A 20,393-nucleotide genomic window follows, 5' to 3' on the forward strand; every position below is an offset into this window, starting at 1 on the left:
TCCTCAGAGAACTTCAGGAGCCAGGGACACGATCTTCATGAACTTCTCGGTACGCAGTTCACGCGTCACGGGCCCGAAGATGCGGGTGCCGATGGGCTCCAGCTTTGCATTGAGCAACACTGCTGCGTTGCCATCGAATTTGACGAGCGAACCGTCGCCACGGCGAATACCCTTCGCCGTACGAACCACCACTGCGCTGTAGACCTCGCCCTTTTTGACGCGGCCACGCGGAGCGGCTTCCTTGATGCTCACCTTGATGATGTCGCCGACACTGGCGTAGCGACGCTTGGAACCACCCAGCACCTTGATGCACAGGACGGACTTCGCGCCGGTGTTGTCGGCAACGTCTAACCGAGATTCTGTCTGGATCATTTCAATATTCCCAACTTGCACCGGCAGGATTGACAGCCCCAGAGAACGTCTCAAGGGCTGAAGATCAGCCAATCAGTCTTGGGCCCGTCGTCCATGCCGCAAACCATTTGCAGCACTTCCCGCTGGGCAGAAACCTCGCGCTTGAAACGCGAAGCCCTCGATTTTGTCAAAAAGCGCAACTGGCGTCAAGCACTTCACAACGGGACGTCCAAATACTGCCGGGCCAACGCCTGAAACACCTCCAGTTGGGGGTCGAGGCCGAGCTCCTCGCGCAGGATCTCACCCACGCGCGGGGCCAGACGAGCGGCTTGGGCCGCATCCAGGAAAAGCATCCGGCTGCGGCGGGCCAGCACATCTTCCACCGTGCGGGCGTACTCGTAGCGGGCGGCAAATCGCACCATCGCCTCGGTCAGCCCCTCTGACAGCGCGGCGTCCGCGCCTGGCAGGCCGTCGATGAAGGATGCCTCACTGCCATAGGAGTGCAGGCCTTGGGGCGCGCTGATGCGGTGCTGCACCACCTGCTGGGGCGAGCCCACGAGGGGAAGATGGCGCGTCACGCCGCTCGGGCGCTCCGTCAGCAACCCCGCAGTGAAGCATTTTTGCAACACGTCCTCCGCCATGGCGCGGTATGTGGTCCATTTTCCGCCGGTGACGGTGACCAGTCCGCTCGCGCTGGCGATCACGGTGTGCTCGCGGCTGATGCTCTTCGTGTTGTCACCGTCGTCGTCCTGCGGCTTGACCAGAGGACGCAATCCGACCCAGATGCTGCGAACGTCCGAAGGGGCCGGTGCCCGGGTCAGGTAGCGGGCAGATTCGCTAAGGATGAACGCCACTTCCTCCTTGAACGGTAAGGGCTCGCGGGCCAGGTCCTGGCGGGGGCTGTCGGTCGTCCCCAGGATGACCTTGCCCAGCCACGGCACGGCAAACAGCACCCGGCCATCGGCCGTCTTGGGCACCATGAGCGCATGGTCGGAAGGCAGGAACTCGCGGTCCACCACGATGTGCACGCCCTGGCTGGGTGCCACGATGGGCTTGGCGGGGCGCCCGAGCGCCGCGGCATCCTGCTGGCGGAAAGCGTCCACCCACACACCGGTGGCATTGACCACGCATTTCGCGCGCACGGTATAGGTGGTGCCGGTTTCGCGGTCCTCGCAGGTGAAACCCGCCACCTTGCCGGCCTCGTGCACCAGATCGCGCGCGGAGCAGTAGTTGACGAGCAAGGCCCCGCGCTGCGCCGCCGTGCGGGCCAAGGCGAGCGCCAGCCGGGCGTCGTCGAACTGGCCGTCCCAGTATTTGACCCCGCCTTTGAGCCCTTCCTTGCGGGCCGTGGGCAGCAGGCGCAAGGTGCTTTCCCGGCCCAGGAATTCGGTGGCGCCCAGGCCGGCCTTGCCCGCCAGGACGTCATAGGCCTTGAGCCCCACGCCGTAGAACGGCGTTTCCCAATAGCGGTAGGACGGCATCACGAAAGGCAGCGGCTGTGCCAAGTGGGGGGCGTTGTTCAGCAGCGTGGTGCGCTCGTGCAGCGCTTCGCGCACGAGGGAGATATTGCCCTGCGCCAGATAGCGCACGCCCCCGTGTACCAGCTTGGTGGCGCGGGAGGAGGTTCCCTTGGCGAAGTCGTGCGACTCCACCAGGACCACGCTGAAGCCCCGCGCGGCGGCGTCCAGCGCCACACCCAGGCCTGTCGCGCCGCCCCCGATCACCGCCAGGTCATAGAGGCGGGGCTCGGCCAGCCGAGCCAGCAGTTCGGAGCGCTTGGTGTACAGGGGGGTGGTCACGGTATTCATGGGATCGATTGTCCATGCGTCTCGGAAAAACCAAGGGTTAACCCTTGATTCACCGCAAAAAACAAATCCGCCCAGGCCCTTGCAGACAAGGACGAGGGCGGGAGGTGGGCAAATCAGGCCGGCGGTGCGTGGGCGCCGGCCCATCCTGCCGGGTCAGCGCACCTTGCCGTCCTTCCAGGCCTGCAGCAGGCGGTCGTAGGCAATGGTTTCGCCCTTGGGCTTTTCGTTGGCCAGCTTGGCCCAGGGGGCGGCCTTGTCGCTCAGCCACTTGGCAGGATCGCCCTTGGGATTGAGCTTGGGTGCGCAATGGGCCATGCCGGCGCGCTCCAGGCGGGCCATGACCTGGTCCATCTCGTCGGCCAGCGTGTCCATGGCGCCCTGCGGGGTCTTCTCGCCCGTGACGGCCTGGGCCACGTTCTTCCACCACAGCTGCGCGAGCTTGGGGTAGTCGGGCACGTTGGTGCCGGTGGGCGACCAAGCCACGCGGGCCGGGCTACGGTAGAACTCGACCAGGCCGCCGAGCTTGGGCGCCATGTCGGTCATGGCCTTGGACTGGATGTCGCTCTCGCGGATGGGCGTCAGGCCCACGATGGTCTTCTTGAGCGAGACGGTCTTGGCAGTCACGAACTGGGCGTAGAGCCAGGCGGCGGCCGTCTTGTTGGCGTCATGGCCGTTGAAGAACGACCACGATCCCACGTCCTGGTAGCCGTTCTGCATGCCGGGCTTCCAGTACGGGCCGTTGGGGCCGGGCGCCATGCGCCACTTGGGCGTGCCGTCGGCGTTCACCACGGGCAGGCCGGGCTTGACCATGTCGGCGGTGAAGGCGGTGTACCAGAAGATCTGCTGGGCGATCTGGCCTTGCGCGGGCACGGGGCCGGATTCGCCGAAGGTCATGCCCATGGCTTCCTTGGGCGCGTACTTCTTCATCCAGTCCACGTACTTGGTGAGCGCGTACACGGCCGCGGGCGAGTTGGTCGCGCCGCCGCGGGACACCGAGGCGCCCACGGGCGTGCACTTGTCCGCCGCCACGCGGATGCCCCATTCGTCGATCGGCAGGCCATTGGGCGTGCCGATGTCGGCAGCGCCCGCCATGGACAGCCATGCGTCGGTGAAGCGCCAGCCGAGCGAGGGGTCCTTCTTGCCGTAGTCCATGTGGCCGTAGATGGCCTTACCGTCGATGGTTTTCACGTCGTTGCTGAAGAATTCGGCGATGTCTTCGTAGGCGCTCCAGTTCAGCGGCACACCCAGGTCGTAGCCGTACTTGGCCTTGAACTTGTCCTTCAAGTCCTTGCGCTCGAACAGGTCGGCGCGGAACCAGTACAGGTTGGCGAACTGCTGGTCGGGCAGCTGGTAGAGCTTGCCGTCCGGCGCGGTGGTGAACTTGGTGCCGATGAAGTCCTTCAGGTCCAGGCCAGGGTTGGTGAACTCCTTGCCGGCGCCCGACATGTAGTCGGTCAGGTTCATCATCTTGCCGTAGCGGTAGTGCGTGCCGATCAGGTCGGAGTCGCTGATCCAGCCGTCATAGATCGACTTGCCCGACTGCATCGAGGTCTGCAGCTTCTCGACCACGTCGCCTTCCTGGATCAGGTCGTGCTTGACCTTGATGCCGGTGATCTCCTCGAAGGCCTTGGCCAGCGTCTTGGACTCGTACTCGTGCGTGGTCAGGGTTTCCGACACCACCGAGATTTCCTTCACGCCCTTGGCCTGCAGCTTCTTGGCCGCGTCGATGAACCACTTCATCTCGGCCAGTTGCTGGTCCTTGGCCAGCGTGGACGGCTGGAATTCGCTGTCCACCCACTTCTTGGCTTCCGCCTCGCCCGCCATGGCCGTGTTGCCGGCCAGGACCGCGACGGCCAACGCCAGCGCCGAATACTGCATCTTCATAGTGCTTGTCTCCTGATAGTCAGTTGAATCGACTCCCCTTTGCATTCCAGCGGCCGCCGGGTCCGGGGGATGGGTCGGACCGGCGGCAGAAAAAACTCCCGGCAACCGTGCCGTCAGCCCTTGCGCAGGATCAGCACCAGCAAGGCCATCGACAGCACGAAGCTGATCCAGATCGACGGCTCGGCCGACAGCGAGAACCACTGCACCAGGTGCCCGCTGATGCCCACGAAGGCCAGGTTCACATAGGCGGCGGCCAGCAGGCCGATGAAGAGGCGGTCGCCGCGCGTCGTCGCCAGCGGCAGCCAGCCACGCCGCAGCGTGGTCGGAGATTTGATTTCCCACACCGTCATGCCGGCCAGCATGATCACGATGCACAGGAAGAAAACGGCCACCGGCGTGGTCCAGGCCATCCACTCAAACATGGGTACCTCCCTGAGCGCCTGCGGCGCTTCCTGCCGGTGGGACGCAACTGATGGCCGGGCAAGGCCCGTTCCACGGCTGCCGCTGGCCTTGGACGCATCGCGCGCTCTGCGGTGAAAGTGTGTGATTCATGCTTGTGCTCCCTTCACACGTCAAACCCGGCCCATCGCGAAACCCTTCGCGATGTAGTGCCGCACGAACCAGATGACGATGGCGCCCGGCACGATGGTGAGCACACCGGCCGCGGCCAGGGTGGCCCAGTCCATGCCGGATGCGCTCACGGTGCGCGTCATCGTCGCCACGATGGGCTTGGCGTTCACGCTGGTGAGCGTGCGCGCAAGCAGCAGCTCGACCCAGCTGAACATGAAGCAGAAGAACGCCGCCACGCCCACGCCGGCCTTGATGAGTGGCAGGAAGATGGTCAGGAAAAAGCGCGGGAAGCTGTAGCCGTCGATGTAGGCCGTCTCGTCGATCTCCCGCGGGATGCCGGTCATGAAGCCTTCCAGGATCCACACCGCCAGCGGCACGTTGAACAGCAGGTGGGCCAGCGCCACGGCGATGTGCGTGTCCATCAGCCCCACGGTCGTGTAGAGCTGGAAGAACGGCAGCAGGAACACCGCGGGCGGCGTCATGCGGTTGGTCAGCAGCCAGAAGAACACGTGCTTGTCGCCCAGGAACTGATAGCGCGAGAACGCATAGGCCGCCGGCAGCGCCACGGTGAGCGAGATCACCGTGTTGATGGCTACGTAGATCAGGCTGTTGATGTAGCCCGAGTACCAGGACTCGTCGGTGAAGATGGTCTTGTAGTTGTCCCAGGTGAAGTGCTGGGGAAAGAATGAGAACGTGGAGAGGATCTCCGCGTTCGTCTTGAAGCTCATGTTGACCATCCAGTAGATGGGCAGCAGCGCGAAGACGATGTAGGCCGCAAGGAAGAGGCTCCGCTTGCGAAAACGCTTTTCATTCATGGCCGGCTCCGGTCTGTGCGTCGGTGCCCACGCGCTGCATCCAGTTGTAGAGGATGAAGCACAGCAGCAGGATGATGAGGAAGTAGATCAGCGAGAACGCCGCCGCCGGGCCCAGGTCGAACTGGCCCACGGCCTTCTGCGTGAGGTACTGGCTGAGGAAGGTGGTGGCATTGCCCGGCCCGCCGCCGGTGAGCACGAAGGGCTCGGTGTAGATCATGAAGCTGTCCATGAAGCGCAGCAGCACCGCGATCATCAGCACGCCGCGCATCTTGGGCAGCTGGATGTAGCGGAACACGGCGAACTTGCTCGCGCCGTCGATGCGCGCGGCCTGGTAGTAGGCGTCGGGAATCGATCGCAGCCCGGCGAAGCACAGCAGCGCCACCAGCGGCGTCCAGTGCCACACGTCCATCACCAGCACGGTGAGCCAGGCCTGCGTGGCGTTGCCGGTGTAGCTGTAGTCGATGCCGATGTACTGCAGCGCGGCGCCCAGCAGACCAATGTCGGCGCGGCCGTAGATCTGCCAGATGGTGCCCACCACGTTCCACGGGATCAGCAGCGACAGCGCCACCGTCACCAGCACGGCGGAGGATTTCCAGCCCTGCGCGGGCATGGACAGCGCCAGGCAGATGCCCAGCGGGATCTCCACCGCCAGCACGGCGAGCGAGAACGTGATCTGGCGCCACAGGGCCGCATGCAGCTCTTCGTCGCGCATCACGGCGGCGAACCATTCGGTGCCGACGAACACGCGCCGCTCGGGCGAGATGATGTCCTGCACCGAGTAGTTCACCACGGTCATCAGCGGCAGGATGGCCGAGAACGCCACGCACAGGATGACGGGCAGGATCAGGAACCAGGCCTTCTGGTTCACGGGCTTGGTCGTGGTGCTCATGCCAGCAACTCCTCGTTTTGATAGAAGCAGGTGTGGCGCCCCAGCACCTGCAGCCAGACCGTGTCGCCCGCCGAAGGCACCGCCTCGCCCGTGCCCAGGCGGGCCTTGAGCGTGTGCTCGCCCACGCGGGCGGTGAGCAGGAAGTAGGTGCCGATGTCCTGCACCTTCTCCACCGTGCAGGGCAGCGCGCCGGGCTGCCCTGCCGCGGCGATGGCCAGGTACTCGGGGCGCACGCCCACCTGCAACGCGCCGGCCGGCAGGGCCTTGCCCGCGGGCCGCGCCAGGCGGTGGCCCGCGACCACGATCGCATCCGCCTCGCCCTGCGCGGGCAGGAAGTTCATGCCCGGCGAGCCGATGAAGTGGCCCACGAACACGTGCTGCGGCCGCTCGAACAACGCATCGGCCGCGCCCACCTGCACGGCGCGTCCGCGCGTCATCACCACCACCTCTTCGGCGAAGGTCAGCGCCTCCACCTGGTCGTGGGTCACGTAGATCAGGGTCAGCTTGAGTTCGTGGTGGATCTGCTTGAGCTTGCGGCGCAATTGCCACTTCAGGTGCGGATCGATCACCGTGAGCGGCTCGTCGAAGAGCACGGCCGCCACGTCGGAGCGCACCAGGCCGCGCCCGAGCGAAATCTTCTGCTTGGCATCGGCGGCCAGGCCCGAGGCGCGCTGGTCGAGCTGCCCGCTCATGTCCAGCATCTCGGCGATCTGGCCGACGCGCTGGCGGATCTGGGCCTCGGGCACCTTGCGGTTCTTGAGCGGAAAGGCGAGGTTCTCGGCCACCGTCATGGTGTCGTAGATCACCGGGAACTGGAACACCTGGGCGATGTTGCGCTCCTGCGGGCTCGCGTGGGTGACGTCCTTGCCGTCGAACAGCACGCGCCCCTGCGAGGGCACGAGCAGGCCCGACATGATGTTGAGCATGGTCGTCTTGCCGCAGCCCGAGGGGCCCAGCAAGGCATAGGCGCCGCCGTCGCGGAACTCCATCGACAGCGGCAGCAGCGCGTAGTCGCTGTCCTGCTGCGGGTTGGGCTTGTAGGCGTGCGCCAGATCCAGATTGATGCGCGCCATCTCAGCGCCCTCCCCGGCGCGCGGGCGCCAGCAGCAAGGCGCCGTCGGCGCCGAAGACATAGGCTTCGCCCGGTGCCAGGTGCAGCGTGATGGCCGCACCCAGGTCGAAGTAGTGCACTCCCGTGACCTGCGCCACGAGTTCGCCCCAGGGCGTGTGCGCATGCACGAAGGTGTCCGAGCCCGAGATTTCGGCCAGTTCCACCGTACCGGCCACCGCCACGTCGCCAGGGCGCGCCTGCAGGCGCAGGGCGCTCGCCCGCACGCCCACGGTCAGGCCCGTCGCGGCGCTACCCGCCGGCAAACCCTGCGGCAGCGCCAGCAGGCCGCCGCCGGCCATGCGCACGCCGCCGGTGGCCGCATCGGCTGCGATCAGGTTCATCGGCGGGTCGCTGAAGGCACGGGCCACGCGCAGCGAACTCGGGGCATGGAAGACCTCGGCCGTGGGGCCGTACTGCAGCAGTTCGCCCTCGTGCAGCACGGCGGTGTAGCCGCCCAGCAGCAGGGCCTCGCCCGGCTCGGTGGTGGCATAGACCACGGTGGAGTCGCCGGCAGCGAACAGCTGGGTCAGCTCGTCGCGCAGTTCCTCGCGCAGCTTGTAGTCGAGGTTGACCAGGGGCTCGTCCAGCAGCATGAGCGGCGCGCCCTTGGCCAGGGCCCGGGCCAGCGCCACGCGCTGCTGCTGCCCGCCCGACAGCTCGGCCGGATAGCGGTTCAGGAACATGTCGATGTGCAGCCGCTCGGCCAATGCGCGCACGCGCTCGGCGATGCCCTTGTCGCCCCGCAGCTTGAGCGGCGAGGCGATGTTGTCGGCCACCGTCATGGAGGGGTAGTTGATGAACTGCTGGTACACCATGGCCACGTTGCGCTCGCGCACGGGCACGCCGGTCACATCGACACCATCGACGCGCACCCGGCCTTCGGTGGGCGTGTCCAGCCCCGCCATGATGCGCATCAGGCTGGTCTTGCCGGCCTGCGTGGCGCCCAGCAGCACGGTCACCGCACCGCTGTGCAGCGCCATGTCCATGCCATGGAGCCAGGTCTGCGCTCCCACCCGCTTGCTGATGCGGTCCATTACCAGTTGCATCACGCAACCTTTCCTGAAGGCCCCTTGCGGCCAGTTGAACGTGCAAAACGCGCAGTGCCTGACGGAACCTGCGCGCTTCGAATGGCTTCATTTTTGTTCTTTTTCGTTCGTATCGAATCAAGGTTTACCCTCGATTGATTCGTTTTCGTTCGCTTCAACGCCGCGATGCGGCGGGCCGCATCCGCCCGGGACCGGGTTCCGGGTTTCCCCCTGTGTCACAAATGCCCAGTCCGGCATTCCCCTCCTTTACCGACTGAGGCGTTGCCTCTAGTCTCAGCCTTCCAAAAGCGCCGCATGCTGTCGCCGCCCCTCCATTCCCCTTTTGCCATTCGGAAGTCCTTATGAAGAAAATGCGTACGCTGTCGGCCGTCGTTCTTGGCTGCGCCTCGTCGGTCGCCATGGCGCAGAGCACGCCGCCAGGCACCAGCAGCCTCACCATGTATGGCCTGGTGGACCTGGGCATCAACTACATGACCGGCGCCCCCGGCGGCAACCTGACGCGGCTCACCAGCGGCAACATGGAAGGGTCCCGCCTGGGCTTCAAGGGCAATGAAGACCTGGGAGGCGGCTACCGCGCGATCTTCACGCTCGAATCGCGGATCGAAGCCGATACCGGCAGCCTCAGCAACCGCCCGCCCTCCCTGGGCCAGTTGCCGGACCGGCTCAGCACCGCTTCCTCGCTGGGCCTGCCCGCCGCCCTGCAACCCGCGGTCTCGGCCGTGGCCGCGCAGATCGGCTCCCAGGTGGGCGTCAACCTGGGCAACAGCATTTTCGACCGGCAGATCTTCACCGGCCTGGTCACGCCGTTCGGCGCCTTCACCGTCGGCCGCCAGTACACGCCCGGCTACCTGGCCACCGGCAACTTCGACGCGATGAAGACCGAGTCCAGCCTGGCCCTGGGGCAACTGGTGGCGATTCCGGCCTCCTTCGACATCCGCGTGAGCAATTCGATCCAGTACGCGCTGCAAAAGGACGGGCTCACCGCCACGGCCATGTATGCGGCGGGCGAAGTGGCCGGCAAGCCGAGCGCACGGCGGCTGCTGGGCATCATGGCCATCTACAAGGGCGACGGCTATTCCTTCGGCGGCGGCTACAACACCCGCAACAACGAGCTGGGCCAGAAGTCGCTCACCAACGCCATCCTGGGCGCGACGCTGGACATCGGGCCCGGCACGCTGTCCGGCCAGTACGCCACCATCAAGGACGACCACCCCACCGACCTGTCGACCATTGCCACGGGCCTGTCGGCCAACCCGGCCACCGCCCCCGTGGCCACGCTGGTGCAGAACGCCTTCGTGCAGGCCTTCAAGCAGGATGCCCGCCTGTTCCAGATCGGCTACCGCATCACCACCGGCCCGCACACCGTGACCGTGGCCTACAACAACATGAATGACCGGCGGCCGTTCGATGCCGACCGCTATTCCTACGGCGCGGCCTACACCTACGCCCTGTCCAAGCGCACCGACGTCAGCGCCGTGCTGACGCACCTGGAAAACAAGAACACCTCGCAGGACCTGCTGGGCGGCAACGGCTTCCTCGGCGGCGTGGCGTCAGCCCCGGGCAAGGACGTCAACAGCCTGACGCTGTCGATCCGCCACCGCTTCTGACGCGCCCGGCGCATTCCGCCGACTGCGCCACACCGAAATCCCCCGCAAGGGGGATTTTTCGTTGGGGCGCCATTCTTCCTTCCTTCAGGCCTCAGCGTGCGAGCGCCCTGCCCCCACGCCCTGCGTCGAGCGAGGCTCCCACAGCTCCACCACGCCCTCGCTCTGCGTTTTCCCGAGCAAGGCCCGGCAAACCGCACCCTTCCCCACCCCCCAGCCCACCCGAAAGGAGCCGCCGCGATCGAGCGTGTTGCTTTGTGATCGTTTTTCATCAAGGTTTACCCTGGAACGGTTCGTTTTGGTTCGCTTTAAAGTAAGACCAGCGCCTTTGCCTGTCCCACGCCTTCATTTCGCTTCGTTGCCCCACCCTCCGTGAACACCAATCCCCGCCAACTGCGCCTGCTCGAAGAGGTCCGCTCCCGCCAATCCGCCACCGTGGAGGAGCTGGCCGACACCTTGGGCGTGACGCTGCAGACGGTGCGGCGCGACGTGCAGCGGCTGGCCGAACTGGGGCTGGTGCGGCGGTTCCACGGCGGCGTGCGGGTGCCGACCTCCACCGTGGAGAACCTCGGCCACACGCAGCGCGAAACCCTGCATGCCGACGGCAAGGCCCGCATCGCGCGCGCCGTGGCGGCCCAGGTGCCCAACGACTGCTCGCTGATCCTCAACATCGGCACCACCACCGAAGCCATCGCCCGGGCGCTCATGCACCACCGCGGCCTGCGCGTCATCACCAACAACCTGAACGTGGCCGCCATCCTGAGCGGCAAGCCCGACTTCGAAGTCATCGTGGCCGGCGGCGTGGTGCGCTCGCGCGACCGCGGCATCGTGGGCGAAGCCGCGGTGGATTTCATCCGCCAGTTCCGGGTGGACATCGCGCTCATCGGCATCTCCGGCATCGAGTCGGACGGCACGCTGCGCGACTTCGACTACCGCGAGGTGAAGGTGGCGCAGACCATCATCGCCCAGGCCCGCGAAGTCTGGCTGGCCGCCGACCACAGCAAGTTCAGCCGCGCGGCGATGGTGCAGGCCGCCACGTTGGCGCAGATCGGCCGGCTGTTCACCGATGCGCCGCCACCCGAGCCCTTTCCCGCGCTGCTGCGCGATGCCGGCGTGGACTGCACCGTCGCTGGATGACGTCCCCACCGCCCTGCGGCACCCTGCCGGCCCCCTTCCTCCAGAATCCACCATGACCTATCTGCTCGCCCTCGACCAAGGCACCTCCAGTTCCCGCAGCATCGTGTTCGACGAGCGCGGCCACATCGTCGCGCAGGCGCAGCTGGAGCTGCCGCAGATCTACCCGCAGCCCGGCTGGGTGGAGCACGACCCGCGCGAGATCTGGCGCACCCAACTGGCCACCGCGCGGCAGGCGCTCGCCCAGGCGAATCTGAAGGCCGGCGACGTGCGCGCGCTGGGCATCACCAACCAGCGCGAGACCACGGTGCTGTGGAACCGGCGCACCGGCGAGCCCGTGCACCACGCCATCGTCTGGCAGGACCGCCGCGCCGAGCCGCTGTGCGCGGAACTGCGCGAGCGCGGCCTGGCCGACACCATCCAGGCCAAGACCGGCCTGCTGATCGACGCGTATTTCTCGGGCACCAAGCTGCGCTGGCTGCTGGACCACGTACCCGGCGCGCGCGCCCAGGCCGAGCGCGGCGAACTGGCCTTCGGCACCGTGGACAGCTGGCTCATCTGGCAGCTCACGCAAGGCCAGGTGCACGTGACCGACGTGAGCAACGCCGCGCGCACCATGCTCTTCAATGTGCGCACCAACCAGTGGGACGATGAACTGCTGGAGCTGCTGCAGATCCCGCGCGCCCTCATGCCCGAGGTGCGCCCCTCCAGCGCCCACTTCGGCGACACGCACCCCGAACTGCTGGGCAGCGCCCTGCCCATCGGCGGCGTGGCCGGCGACCAGCAGAGCGCGCTGTTCGGCCAGGCCTGCTTCAAGGCCGGCATGGCCAAGAACACCTACGGCACCGGCTGCTTCATGCTGATGCACACGGGGCAGAAGTTCCAGACCTCCACCAACGGCCTGCTCACCACCAGCGCGGCGCAGATCGGCACGGCGCCGCCCGGCGCGGCCTCGCTCAGCCTGGCCGGCAGCACGCCCGAGTTCGCCATGGAAGGCAGCGTGTTCGTCGGCGGCGCCGTGGTGCAGTGGCTGCGCGACGGCCTGCGCGCCATTTCGGCCAGCAACGAGGTGCAGTCGCTCGCCGAAAGCGTGCCCGATTCGGGCGGCGTGATGATGGTGCCCGCTTTCACCGGCCTGGGCGCGCCCTACTGGAAACCCGACGCGCGCGGCACCATCACCGGCCTCACGCGCGGCACCACGCTCGCCCACATCGCGCGGGCGGCGCTGGAGAGCATCGCCTACCAGAGCGCCGCGCTGCTGCAGGCCATGAGCCGCGACGCCGTGGCCGCCGGCGGCGCGCCGGTGAGCGAGCTGCGCGTGGACGGCGGCGCCTGCGTGAACGACCTGCTCATGCAGTTCCAGGCCGACCTGCTGGGCATTCCCGTGGTGCGGCCCGCGGTGATCGAGACCACGGCGCTGGGCGCGGCCTACCTGGCCGGCCTGTCGAGCGGCGTGTACCGCAGCACCGACGAGCTGTCGGACCTGTGGCGCGCCGAGCGCCGCTTCATGCCCACGCTGGGCGCCCCCCGCGCCCGCGAACTCATGGCGCGCTGGGAGCACGCCGTGCGGCAGGCCTCGCTCGACTGAAAACCGCCACCCCGGCCCCCGCCGCAGCGCAGGCGCTAACATCCTGCGCTTCGCCTCCACCTGCCTACCGCCGCCATGAACGCCACGCCCGCCGCGACCGATTCGCCCTCCTCCGCCATCGCCTTCATCGGCGGGGGCAACATGGCCAGCGCCATCATCGGCGGGCTGATCCGCCAGGGCGTGCCGGCCGCGCAGATCGAAGTGGTCGAGCCCTGGGCCGAAGCCCGCGCCGCCCTGCTTTCGCAGCACGGCATCACGGCGCACGAAGCGGCCGGCCCCGCGCTGGCCCGGGCCGGCACCGTGGTGTGGGCCGTCAAGCCCCAGACCTTCCAGGAAGCCGCCCGGCAGGCGCGCGCCCACACCGCCGGCGCCGTGCACCTGAGCGTGGCCGCCGGCATCCGCTCGGACAGCATCGCCCGGTGGCTGGACAGCGAACGCATCGTGCGCGCCATGCCCAACACCCCGGCGCTGATCGCCCGCGGCATGACGGCCCTCTACGCCCGCCCCCAGGTGACCGCCGCCGAGCGCGCGGCCATCGAGCGGATCATCGCGACGACGGGGGAATTCCTGTGGGTGGACGACGAGCCGCAGCTCGATGCCGTCACCGCCCTCTCGGGCTCGGGCCCGGCCTATGTGTTCCGCTTCCTGGAGGCCATGACCGAGGCCGGCGCCGCCATGGGCCTGAGCCGCGCCCAGGCCCACCAGCTCGCCGTGGCCACCTTCGCCGGCGCCTCCGAACTGGCCCGCCGCTCCGACGAGCCGCCCGAGGTGCTGCGCCAGCGCGTCACCTCCAAGGGCGGCACCACCTACGCCGCCCTGCAGTCGATGGAGCAGGACGAAGTGCCCCAGCGCTTCATGCGCGCCCTGCAGGCCGCGCGTTCGCGGGCGCGCGAACTGGGCGACGAGTTCGGCACCTGATCGCCAGCGCGGGCGGGCGCCCCGCCGGTTTCAAGCCAAATTGCCCTCCAGCACAATAAGTACTAGGGCATATCGCTACCAAAACAATAGCAAACTATCGCAGCGCGTAACCCACGGCGATGCCGGCGAACAGCGTGAACCCGATCCAGTGGTTCTCGCGGAAGGCCCGAAAGCAACCGTCGCGCGTGCGGTGGCGGATCAGCGCGAAGTGCCACGCCACCTGGGCCAGCACGGCGCCGATCGCAAGGTAGAACGCCGCGCCCAGCCCCAGCGGCGCCAGCGAAACGCCCCAGAACGCCACCAGCAGCAGGTAGAACGCCAGGATGGCCGCCACGTCGAAGCGGCCCAGGGTGATGGCCGACGTCTTCATGCCGATCTTCAGGTCGTCGTCGCGGTCCACCATGGCGTATTCGGTGTCGTAGGCCAGCACCCAGAACAGGTTGCCCAGCACCAGCCACAGCGCCAGCCACGGCACCTCGCCGCGCACGGCGGTGAACGCCATCGGAATGCCCATGCTAAAGGCAACACCCAGCACCGCCTGCGGCATCGAGAAGAACCGCTTCGTGAACGGGTAGAGCACCGTGACCGCCAGCGCCGGCACCGACCACGCGATGGTGATGGCATTGGTGGTGAGCACCAGCGCGAAGGCGACCAGCGCCAGCACCGCGCCCACGGCCAGCGCCTCGCGCGGGGAGACGGCGCCGCTGGTCACCGGCCGCTGCGCCGTGCGCTTGACGTGCCGGTCGAACCGGCGGTCGGCCACGTCGTTCACGCAGCAGCCCGCGCTGCGCATCAGGATGGTGCCCAGCGTGAACACGGCCAGCAGGTGCCAGCCGGGGAATCCGCCCGCCGCGACCCACAGCGCCGACAGCGTGGGCCACAGCAGCAGCAGCCAGCCGGCCGGGCGGCTCCAGCGGATCAGGTCGAGGTAGAGCGACAGGCGCGACGGCGTGGGGGCGGAAAGCTGCATGGCGCGGAAAAAGGAAAGGAAAGAAAAAAGAGAGAAAGAGAGGCGACCCGGGAAATGAAAACGCCCGCACGGGTGGGCGGGCGCTGGCTGGGCAGGGCCGTGCAAGCCCGGCCGGCTTACTCCTCCAGGAGCGAGCGCAGCATCCAGGCGGTCTGCTCGTGCACCGCCAGGCGCTGGGTCAGCAGATCGGCCGTGGGTTCGTCGCTGGCCTTGTCGGCCACCGGGAACAGTTCGCGCGCCGTGCGGGCGACGGCCTCGTGGCCCTCGACCAGGATGCGCACCATCTCCAGCGCGTGGGGCGGCTCGGTGGGCGCGTCGGGCAGCGAGGTGAGCTTGCCGAACTGGGCGTACGAGCCCGGCGCCGCATGGCCCAGCGAGCGGATGCGCTCGGCCACCGGGTCCACCGCGTTCCACAGCTCGGTGTACTGCCCCATGAACATGGTGTGCAGCGTGTTGAACATCGGGCCCGTCACGTTCCAGTGGAAATTGTGGGTGGTGAGGTACAGCGTGTAGGTGTCGGCCAGAAGGCGCGACAGGCCTTGCGCGATGGCCGCGCGGTCCTTGTCGCTGATGCCGATGTTGATGCGCGGTGCGCCGCTGGCGCCTGCGCGGGCAAGGGGGGTCTTGGGGGTCTTGGCCATGGAGAACTCCTTCGGGTGCTGAACTGAACTGAACGATGCGTCGCGTTGCCGCTGCCATCTTGCCGGCCCGGGCGGGCCTGCGCCGCTTCGGGGGAGGCGTGGCGCCCGGGCGCCTGAAACACTTTAGCGCATGCAGGGCGGCCAGCGGCCGCCCGGGGTCACTGCATCTGCGGCAGGTTGCCGATGCGCACCAGCATCTCGGTGAACATCTGCATGTCGGCGTCGAGGTCGGCCACTTCCTTGAATTCCTTCGCGTTGTGGGCCGTGTACTTCTTGCCCGGCATCGCGGGGCCGAAGTTGATCGCGTTGGGCATCAGCTTGGCCGTGGTGCTGCCGGCCGTGGGCACGGGCTTGGCCTCCAGGCCCGTGGTGTCGCCGAAGGTGTTGAGCAGCGTGGAAAGCCAGGCGCCCTTGGGGTCGCGCGCCATCCACTCGCCCTGGCTGTGGTCCACCTCGACCGCCACGCCGGCCTGCGCGCCCCACGCCTGGATGCGCGCGGCGGTGGCCTTCGTCAGCACGTCGGCGGTGCTGCCGCGCGGCATGCGCACGTTCACCAGCACATCGACCTTGCCGTCCTTCTCGCGCACCAGGTTGGGCGACATCGTGAGCGGGCCCATGAAGTCGTCGCTGTACGCCAGGCCCATCGTGCGGCCCAGGTAGTCGGTGCCGTACAGGTCGGCGATGTAGCGCACCGCGCTGGCGTAGCCGTTGGCGGCCAGCGGCACGCCGAACTCCTGCAGGAACAGCGCCAGGCGCGGCAGCGGGTTCACGCCCTCTTCGGGGCGCGAGCCGTGGGCCGACGTGCCCGTGACCTTGACCGTCAGCGCGGCGCCGTCCTGGACGATGTCGATGGCGAAGGGGCCGCCCTGGCCCGCGTACTTGGCGATGAAGGCCTCGCGGGCCGCGCCCAGGCGCTGCGCAGCGGCGGCCAGATCACCGCCCGTGAGGCGCGCGGTGGCCGTCTGCGGCACGGCGTTGGCCGAGGCGGCGCCCGCCATCGCAGCGATGGTGACCGCACCGGCGGGCACGGCGGCGGCAGGTGCCAGGGGGAACGAGGCGCGCAGCGCGCCCGAACCCTTTTCGGCCACCACGGCGGGGTACTTGCTGTCCAGCACGATGTTGTACTCGGGCAGCTGGGTCTTGGCGCGGTAGTACTTCATCGCGTCGCCGCCCGTCTCTTCGGTCGTCTCGACCATGAGGCGGATCGTGCGCGCCATCGGCAGGCCGCTGTCCTTCACCGCCTTCATCGCGTACAGCACGGCGGCGATGGAGCCCTTGTCGTCGATGGAACCGCGGCCGTACAGGTTGCCCCCCACCCGCGTGAGCTTGAACGGGTCCAGCCGGGTGCCGTCGTCCAGCACCCATTCGTCGGCCACCACGGGCACCACGTCGGCGTGCGTGAGGATGCCGAATTCTTCGGTGCCGGTGCCGGGCAGCTTCACTTCGAAGATGCGGTTGTCCACGTTGCGGTATTGGAGGCCGAAGTCCTTGGCCATGCCTTCGACCAGCGTGCCGAAGGCGATGATGGCCTTGTCCTCGTGCGGCGGCACCTTGTCCGAGCGCACCGTGGGAATGGCCACCATCTTCGCGGTCGTGTCGATCACCGCCGTGTGGTGGTGCAGCCGGTTGTACAGGCCCAGCAGGCGGCTGATGTTCACCAGGTCGTCGCCCGCCAGCGTGGCCTTGGACCCATACGCCTTCACGCTGGGCGCCAGCGCAGGGTAGGTGCGCACCGCGCGTTCGAGGAACGCGCTGAAATCGCCGCTGGGCGCGCCCGTCTCGGCGACCACCAGGCGGTCCAGATCGGGTTTCTTGAGCGTGCCCGCCAGGGGCGCGGCGTCGGTCGGCGCGGTCACGCTGGAGCAGGCCGAAAGGCCCAGGGCCAGGCCGGCCGCCATCAAAAGCTTCTTCATGAATGTCCTCGGGATCGTGGAGAGCGCGGCGCCCCGCGCGGACCGCATGTGGCGCGGCCCGCGCCAGGCCGGGGTGGAGGATGCCCACCCACCGGCCGCGCGCGGGGCGAAGTTTAGCCCTGCCCCGAGGCGTTTCGGTGAAGCCGGCAGCCCGCGCGCGCGGCGGCCAGCGCCGACCATCGGGCCGCCAAGCCCGCAAGAAGAAGCGGAAGAGGCCGCTGGTCTGCGGTCAGGACAGGCGCGTCATGCCCGGCAGCTCGCAGGCGTAGATCGCGTTGCGCAGCGCGGCGATGGCCTCGTAGCGGGTGAAGCTGCGGCGCCAGGCCAGCACCACGCGGCGCATGGGCGGCGGGCTGCCATCGGCCTCCTGGATCGGCAGGTAGCGGATGTGCGTGTCGTCGCTCTTGCGCCGGCGCGACCCCGTGTGCAGGGCATCGCGCGGCACCGACAGGCGCGGCACCAGCGTCACGCCCATGCCGGCCGACACCATGTGCTTGATCGTCTCGAGCGATGAGCCCTCGAACGTGCGGCGGATGCCCTCGGCATTGCTCGCGTAGCGCGCGAACTCGGGGCAGACCTCCAGCACATGGTCCCGAAAGCAATGGCCCGCGCCCAGCAGCAGCATGGTCTCGCTCTTGAGCTGCGCGGCGGAAATGGATTTCTGTTCGGCCAGCGGGTGGCTGCTGGGCACGGCCGCCATGAACGGCTCGTCGTACAGCGGTGCCATCGCCAGGCCCGTGTCGGGAAACGGCTCGGCCATGATCGCGCAGTCGATCTCGCCGGTGCGCAGCATCTCCAGCAGCTTGACGGTGAAGTTCTCCTGCAGCATGAGCGGCATCTGCGGCGTGCGCGCGATGGCATGGCGCACCAGCTCGGGCAGCAGGTAGGGACCGATCGTGTAGATCACGCCCAGTGTGAGCGCCCCGGCCAGTGGGTCCTTGCCGCGCTTGGCGATTTCCTTGATGGCGGCGGCCTGTTCCAGCACGCTCTGCGCCTGGCGCACGATCTCGTCGCCCAGCGAGGTGACCGACACCTCGCCCGCGCTGCGCTCGAAAAGTTTGACCTCCAGCTCGTCTTCCAGCTTCTTGATGGCCACCGACAGCGTGGGCTGCGACACATAGCAAGCATCGGCCGCCCGGCCAAAGTGCTTCTCCCGGGCCACAGCGACGATGTATTTGAGTTCCGTGAGGGTCATTGTTGGATGCGGATTGGCGAACGCGACATTGTGCGCCGAGATGAAACCCCTGTCGGTCGGCAGTTCGCGGGGAGTTCGGTGGGGGGGAAGGAACTTTACCCAGGCTTCACATTGGGTGGCGGGGCAGGCCGGGGGCTGGCGGAAGGTGCATTGCATGCCCGGAAAACGCTTGCGGCCGAGGCATGTGCGTTGTGCGCTAGTGGGGCTTGCCAGCCATCTTCGCCGCGGCTTTCCTTGTGGCCGAATAGGCTTCATGCCCTAGAAAATCATGGTCATGATGCTATTAAAAATATAGCACATCGAATGTGTTTGGTCCGACCTCTGGCGAGGGCGAGTCGTCGGCCCAGGGGGATGGATTCCGTCCGCATTGGACGGCGGGGAAATTAACGCCTTGCCGCCATGCGTCGCTCTGAACACTGCTGCGGGAGCACCAGCGCCATAAGGCAAATTGATTTGCCACATAAACGATCAGATGCGTTTCGTGTTGTTCATCTCGCTTTTCACTTATCGCTTGGAGGCGTAGCGGTGTGAAACACCTGCGGGCCTAGGGGGCTGTACTGGGTCTGGTAGCTCATCGTCAGCCGCGGTGGGCGGTACAGGCTGCTCGTGACGGCGCGACTGTTGCCGCCATGGCGACCGAATCAAGGCATTTCTATATGGAATGCTTATTTGATCTACTCCGAAGGCGGCAAATCACCACCGCGCAGAGTCGAATAAACAACACAACCTTCATACCCATAAACAATCAACCCATCTTCCAATTGCTCAATCTCCAAGATGCCATCTACCGATTCACTAGGCGCATGCACAGAAATCTCAGCTCGCTCCCCCGGAGGAATCTCAAATTGCTCTGCCCATGGCTCCAAAAATATCTGCATATTTTTTCCAGAGCCATTGACGTAGATAAATTTTTGAATCAGCTTCATCGTCTGCATGATGATATCCGAGCTGGGTACGTCATAACAATCTATTAATTTCCCTATTAAAAACCCACCCCTCGTTTTTTATTATTAATGCATAGCCGAATGCCACCCTTCAATGTTGCGAACAACGATCAACCCTTGATTCATCCCCTCCATCGCCACCAATTTAAAAAAACTGGCGACTTCCGGCCGGGATTCATGACAATGATATGTGGTGATGATTTTTGAAAAATCATGACCTTCGATTACCTCATCAATCAAATCATGCAGCATTTCAGAGGTTTCGCCATAACAAACAAAATAACCACAACCCTTCTCCAACAACTCAACCACTTTTTGTTTTACCCATGAGACGTCATGCCACTCAGGATCTCCAGCATCCAGGAGGGCTGCAAATGGTTTCATCAAAACACCAAAGAAGAGCGGCTGGCAAATATCTTTATAAAAAATATTGGGGAAACCCATTAAAACCCTCCATTCTTAGTACTTCTTCACTTCCATGCAGCATAGCTTCGAGAAAGACGCCGCAGCCCAAGAATTTTTCAAGTCCATCAATCGAGAATCAAGAGATTCAAGAGTCCTCGAAATTAACCAACTAATTACGACACCAAAATCCAATCTGAAGATTTTGAGAAATTCAATCTCTCATTTTCAGACTTCAATCAAAACCAAGCTCAATCCCCAAATCAAAAAGAACTTTTATCTCAGGAAGCCTTAGCTCCTCCGCTCCTGATTCAATCGTGCAATAAAGTATTTTTCTCAAAGTCGGATCATTAATAATTGGCAGCAGTTCAACAGGAACCTTGGCAAAAGCGATCCGTATTAATTCAATAGCCTCTGGAATGCTCTTTGAAGGGGGTTTAATTTTTAGCGCCAAATAAGACTCTTCGTAACACCCTCCAAGCAAATCACCATTAGGAGATCTACATTTATCGCCAGACTTCCAAAGTCTTGCGACTGGAAACTCCAAAGCCTCCCCTAATTTCGAAAGATCTTGAAATTCATGTCTCATCTGGAGACTCATATGGGTTGT

The 20,393-nt window shown here is 65.9% G+C and carries 19 protein-coding genes; 4 read left to right on the forward strand and 15 right to left on the reverse strand.

Annotated features, from left to right (window positions below):
* Nucleotides 1-3: 3 nt before the first annotated feature.
* The 8 genes from rplN to AVAK2825_RS02700 all read right to left on the reverse strand — a co-directional run bounded on the left by rplN (nt 4) and on the right by AVAK2825_RS02700 (nt 8,474).
* Nucleotides 4-372: a 50S ribosomal protein L14 gene (rplN, locus tag AVAK2825_RS02665; protein WP_025596343.1), complete on the reverse strand. Its 369-nt coding sequence runs from the start codon at nt 370-372 to the stop codon at nt 4-6.
* A gap of 194 nt (nt 373-566) precedes the next feature.
* Nucleotides 567-2,159 (reverse strand): glycerol-3-phosphate dehydrogenase/oxidase, encoded by a 1,593-nt coding sequence (locus tag AVAK2825_RS02670; protein WP_284394141.1) that lies wholly within the window; start codon nt 2,157-2,159, stop codon nt 567-569.
* Nucleotides 2,160-2,312: 153 nt separating this feature from the next.
* The gene (locus tag AVAK2825_RS02675; RefSeq protein WP_284394143.1) at nt 2,313-4,043 is read right to left on the reverse strand and encodes an ABC transporter substrate-binding protein; all 1,731 of its coding nucleotides are present in this window, start codon (nt 4,041-4,043) and stop codon (nt 2,313-2,315) included.
* Between the two features lie 113 nt (nt 4,044-4,156).
* Nucleotides 4,157-4,465: a DUF2160 domain-containing protein gene (locus AVAK2825_RS02680; protein WP_284394146.1), complete on the reverse strand. Its 309-nt coding sequence runs from the start codon at nt 4,463-4,465 to the stop codon at nt 4,157-4,159.
* A 150-nt stretch (nt 4,466-4,615) separates the two neighbouring features.
* The gene (locus AVAK2825_RS02685) at nt 4,616-5,428 is read right to left on the reverse strand and encodes a carbohydrate ABC transporter permease (protein ID WP_272549418.1); all 813 of its coding nucleotides are present in this window, start codon (nt 5,426-5,428) and stop codon (nt 4,616-4,618) included.
* A complete protein-coding gene (locus AVAK2825_RS02690; RefSeq protein ID WP_272549419.1) occupies nt 5,421-6,317 on the reverse strand; it encodes a carbohydrate ABC transporter permease in 897 nt (298 codons plus the stop codon). Before AVAK2825_RS02690 ends, AVAK2825_RS02685 begins: the two co-directional genes overlap by 8 nt.
* Nucleotides 6,314-7,390 carry an ABC transporter ATP-binding protein gene (locus AVAK2825_RS02695; protein ID WP_284394149.1) on the reverse strand — a complete coding sequence of 359 codons (1,077 nt, stop codon included), beginning with the start codon at nt 7,388-7,390 and terminating at the stop codon, nt 6,314-6,316. Before AVAK2825_RS02695 ends, AVAK2825_RS02690 begins: the two co-directional genes overlap by 4 nt.
* A 1-nt stretch (nt 7,391) precedes the next feature.
* Nucleotides 7,392-8,474, reverse strand: a complete 1,083-nt coding sequence (locus tag AVAK2825_RS02700) for an ABC transporter ATP-binding protein (protein ID WP_284394749.1) — start codon at nt 8,472-8,474, stop codon at nt 7,392-7,394.
* 341 nt (nt 8,475-8,815) lie between these two features.
* On the opposite strand from AVAK2825_RS02700, the gene AVAK2825_RS02705 reads away from it, so the two are divergent.
* From AVAK2825_RS02705 to proC, 4 genes are all read left to right on the forward strand, one after another.
* Nucleotides 8,816-10,081: a porin gene (locus AVAK2825_RS02705; RefSeq protein WP_272566906.1), complete on the forward strand. Its 1,266-nt coding sequence runs from the start codon at nt 8,816-8,818 to the stop codon at nt 10,079-10,081.
* 369 nt (nt 10,082-10,450) lie between these two features.
* Nucleotides 10,451-11,215, forward strand: coding sequence for a DeoR/GlpR family DNA-binding transcription regulator (locus AVAK2825_RS02710; RefSeq protein ID WP_284394152.1), 765 nt, complete (start codon nt 10,451-10,453; stop codon nt 11,213-11,215).
* Nucleotides 11,216-11,267: 52 nt separating this feature from the next.
* Nucleotides 11,268-12,800, forward strand: coding sequence for a glycerol kinase GlpK (glpK, locus tag AVAK2825_RS02715; RefSeq protein WP_284394154.1), 1,533 nt, complete (start codon nt 11,268-11,270; stop codon nt 12,798-12,800).
* 75 nt (nt 12,801-12,875) lie between these two features.
* Nucleotides 12,876-13,718, forward strand: a complete 843-nt coding sequence (proC, locus tag AVAK2825_RS02720; RefSeq protein WP_284394156.1) for a pyrroline-5-carboxylate reductase — start codon at nt 12,876-12,878, stop codon at nt 13,716-13,718.
* Between the two features lie 94 nt (nt 13,719-13,812).
* Here the strand turns inward: proC and ubiA are convergent, their stop codons facing one another.
* The 7 genes from ubiA to AVAK2825_RS02755 all read right to left on the reverse strand — a co-directional run bounded on the left by ubiA (nt 13,813) and on the right by AVAK2825_RS02755 (nt 20,372).
* Nucleotides 13,813-14,688: a 4-hydroxybenzoate octaprenyltransferase gene (gene ubiA, locus AVAK2825_RS02725; RefSeq protein WP_272566902.1), complete on the reverse strand. Its 876-nt coding sequence runs from the start codon at nt 14,686-14,688 to the stop codon at nt 13,813-13,815.
* A 116-nt stretch (nt 14,689-14,804) separates the two neighbouring features.
* Complete coding sequence (locus AVAK2825_RS02730) at nt 14,805-15,329, reverse strand: Dps family protein (RefSeq protein ID WP_284394159.1); 525 nt, start codon at nt 15,327-15,329, stop codon at nt 14,805-14,807.
* Between the two features lie 158 nt (nt 15,330-15,487).
* Complete coding sequence (locus tag AVAK2825_RS02735; protein WP_284394161.1) at nt 15,488-17,242, reverse strand: dipeptidase; 1,755 nt, start codon at nt 17,240-17,242, stop codon at nt 15,488-15,490.
* 229 nt (nt 17,243-17,471) lie between these two features.
* Entirely contained in the window at nt 17,472-18,437 is a 966-nt protein-coding gene (locus tag AVAK2825_RS02740; protein ID WP_272566898.1) for a LysR substrate-binding domain-containing protein, read from the reverse strand.
* Between the two features lie 674 nt (nt 18,438-19,111).
* A complete protein-coding gene (locus tag AVAK2825_RS02745; protein WP_284394163.1) occupies nt 19,112-19,372 on the reverse strand; it encodes a hypothetical protein in 261 nt (86 codons plus the stop codon).
* Between the two features lie 75 nt (nt 19,373-19,447).
* Nucleotides 19,448-19,825, reverse strand: a complete 378-nt coding sequence (locus AVAK2825_RS02750; protein WP_284394165.1) for a DUF7684 family protein — start codon at nt 19,823-19,825, stop codon at nt 19,448-19,450.
* Between the two features lie 193 nt (nt 19,826-20,018).
* On the reverse strand, nt 20,019-20,372 hold the full coding sequence (locus AVAK2825_RS02755) for a hypothetical protein (RefSeq protein WP_284394169.1): 354 nt from the start codon (nt 20,370-20,372) through the stop codon (nt 20,019-20,021).
* Nucleotides 20,373-20,393: the final 21 nt, after the last annotated feature.

The sequence above is a fragment of the Acidovorax sp. SUPP2825 genome (genome assembly GCF_030158995.1).
Classification (GTDB): Bacteria; Pseudomonadota; Gammaproteobacteria; order Burkholderiales; family Burkholderiaceae_C; genus Paracidovorax.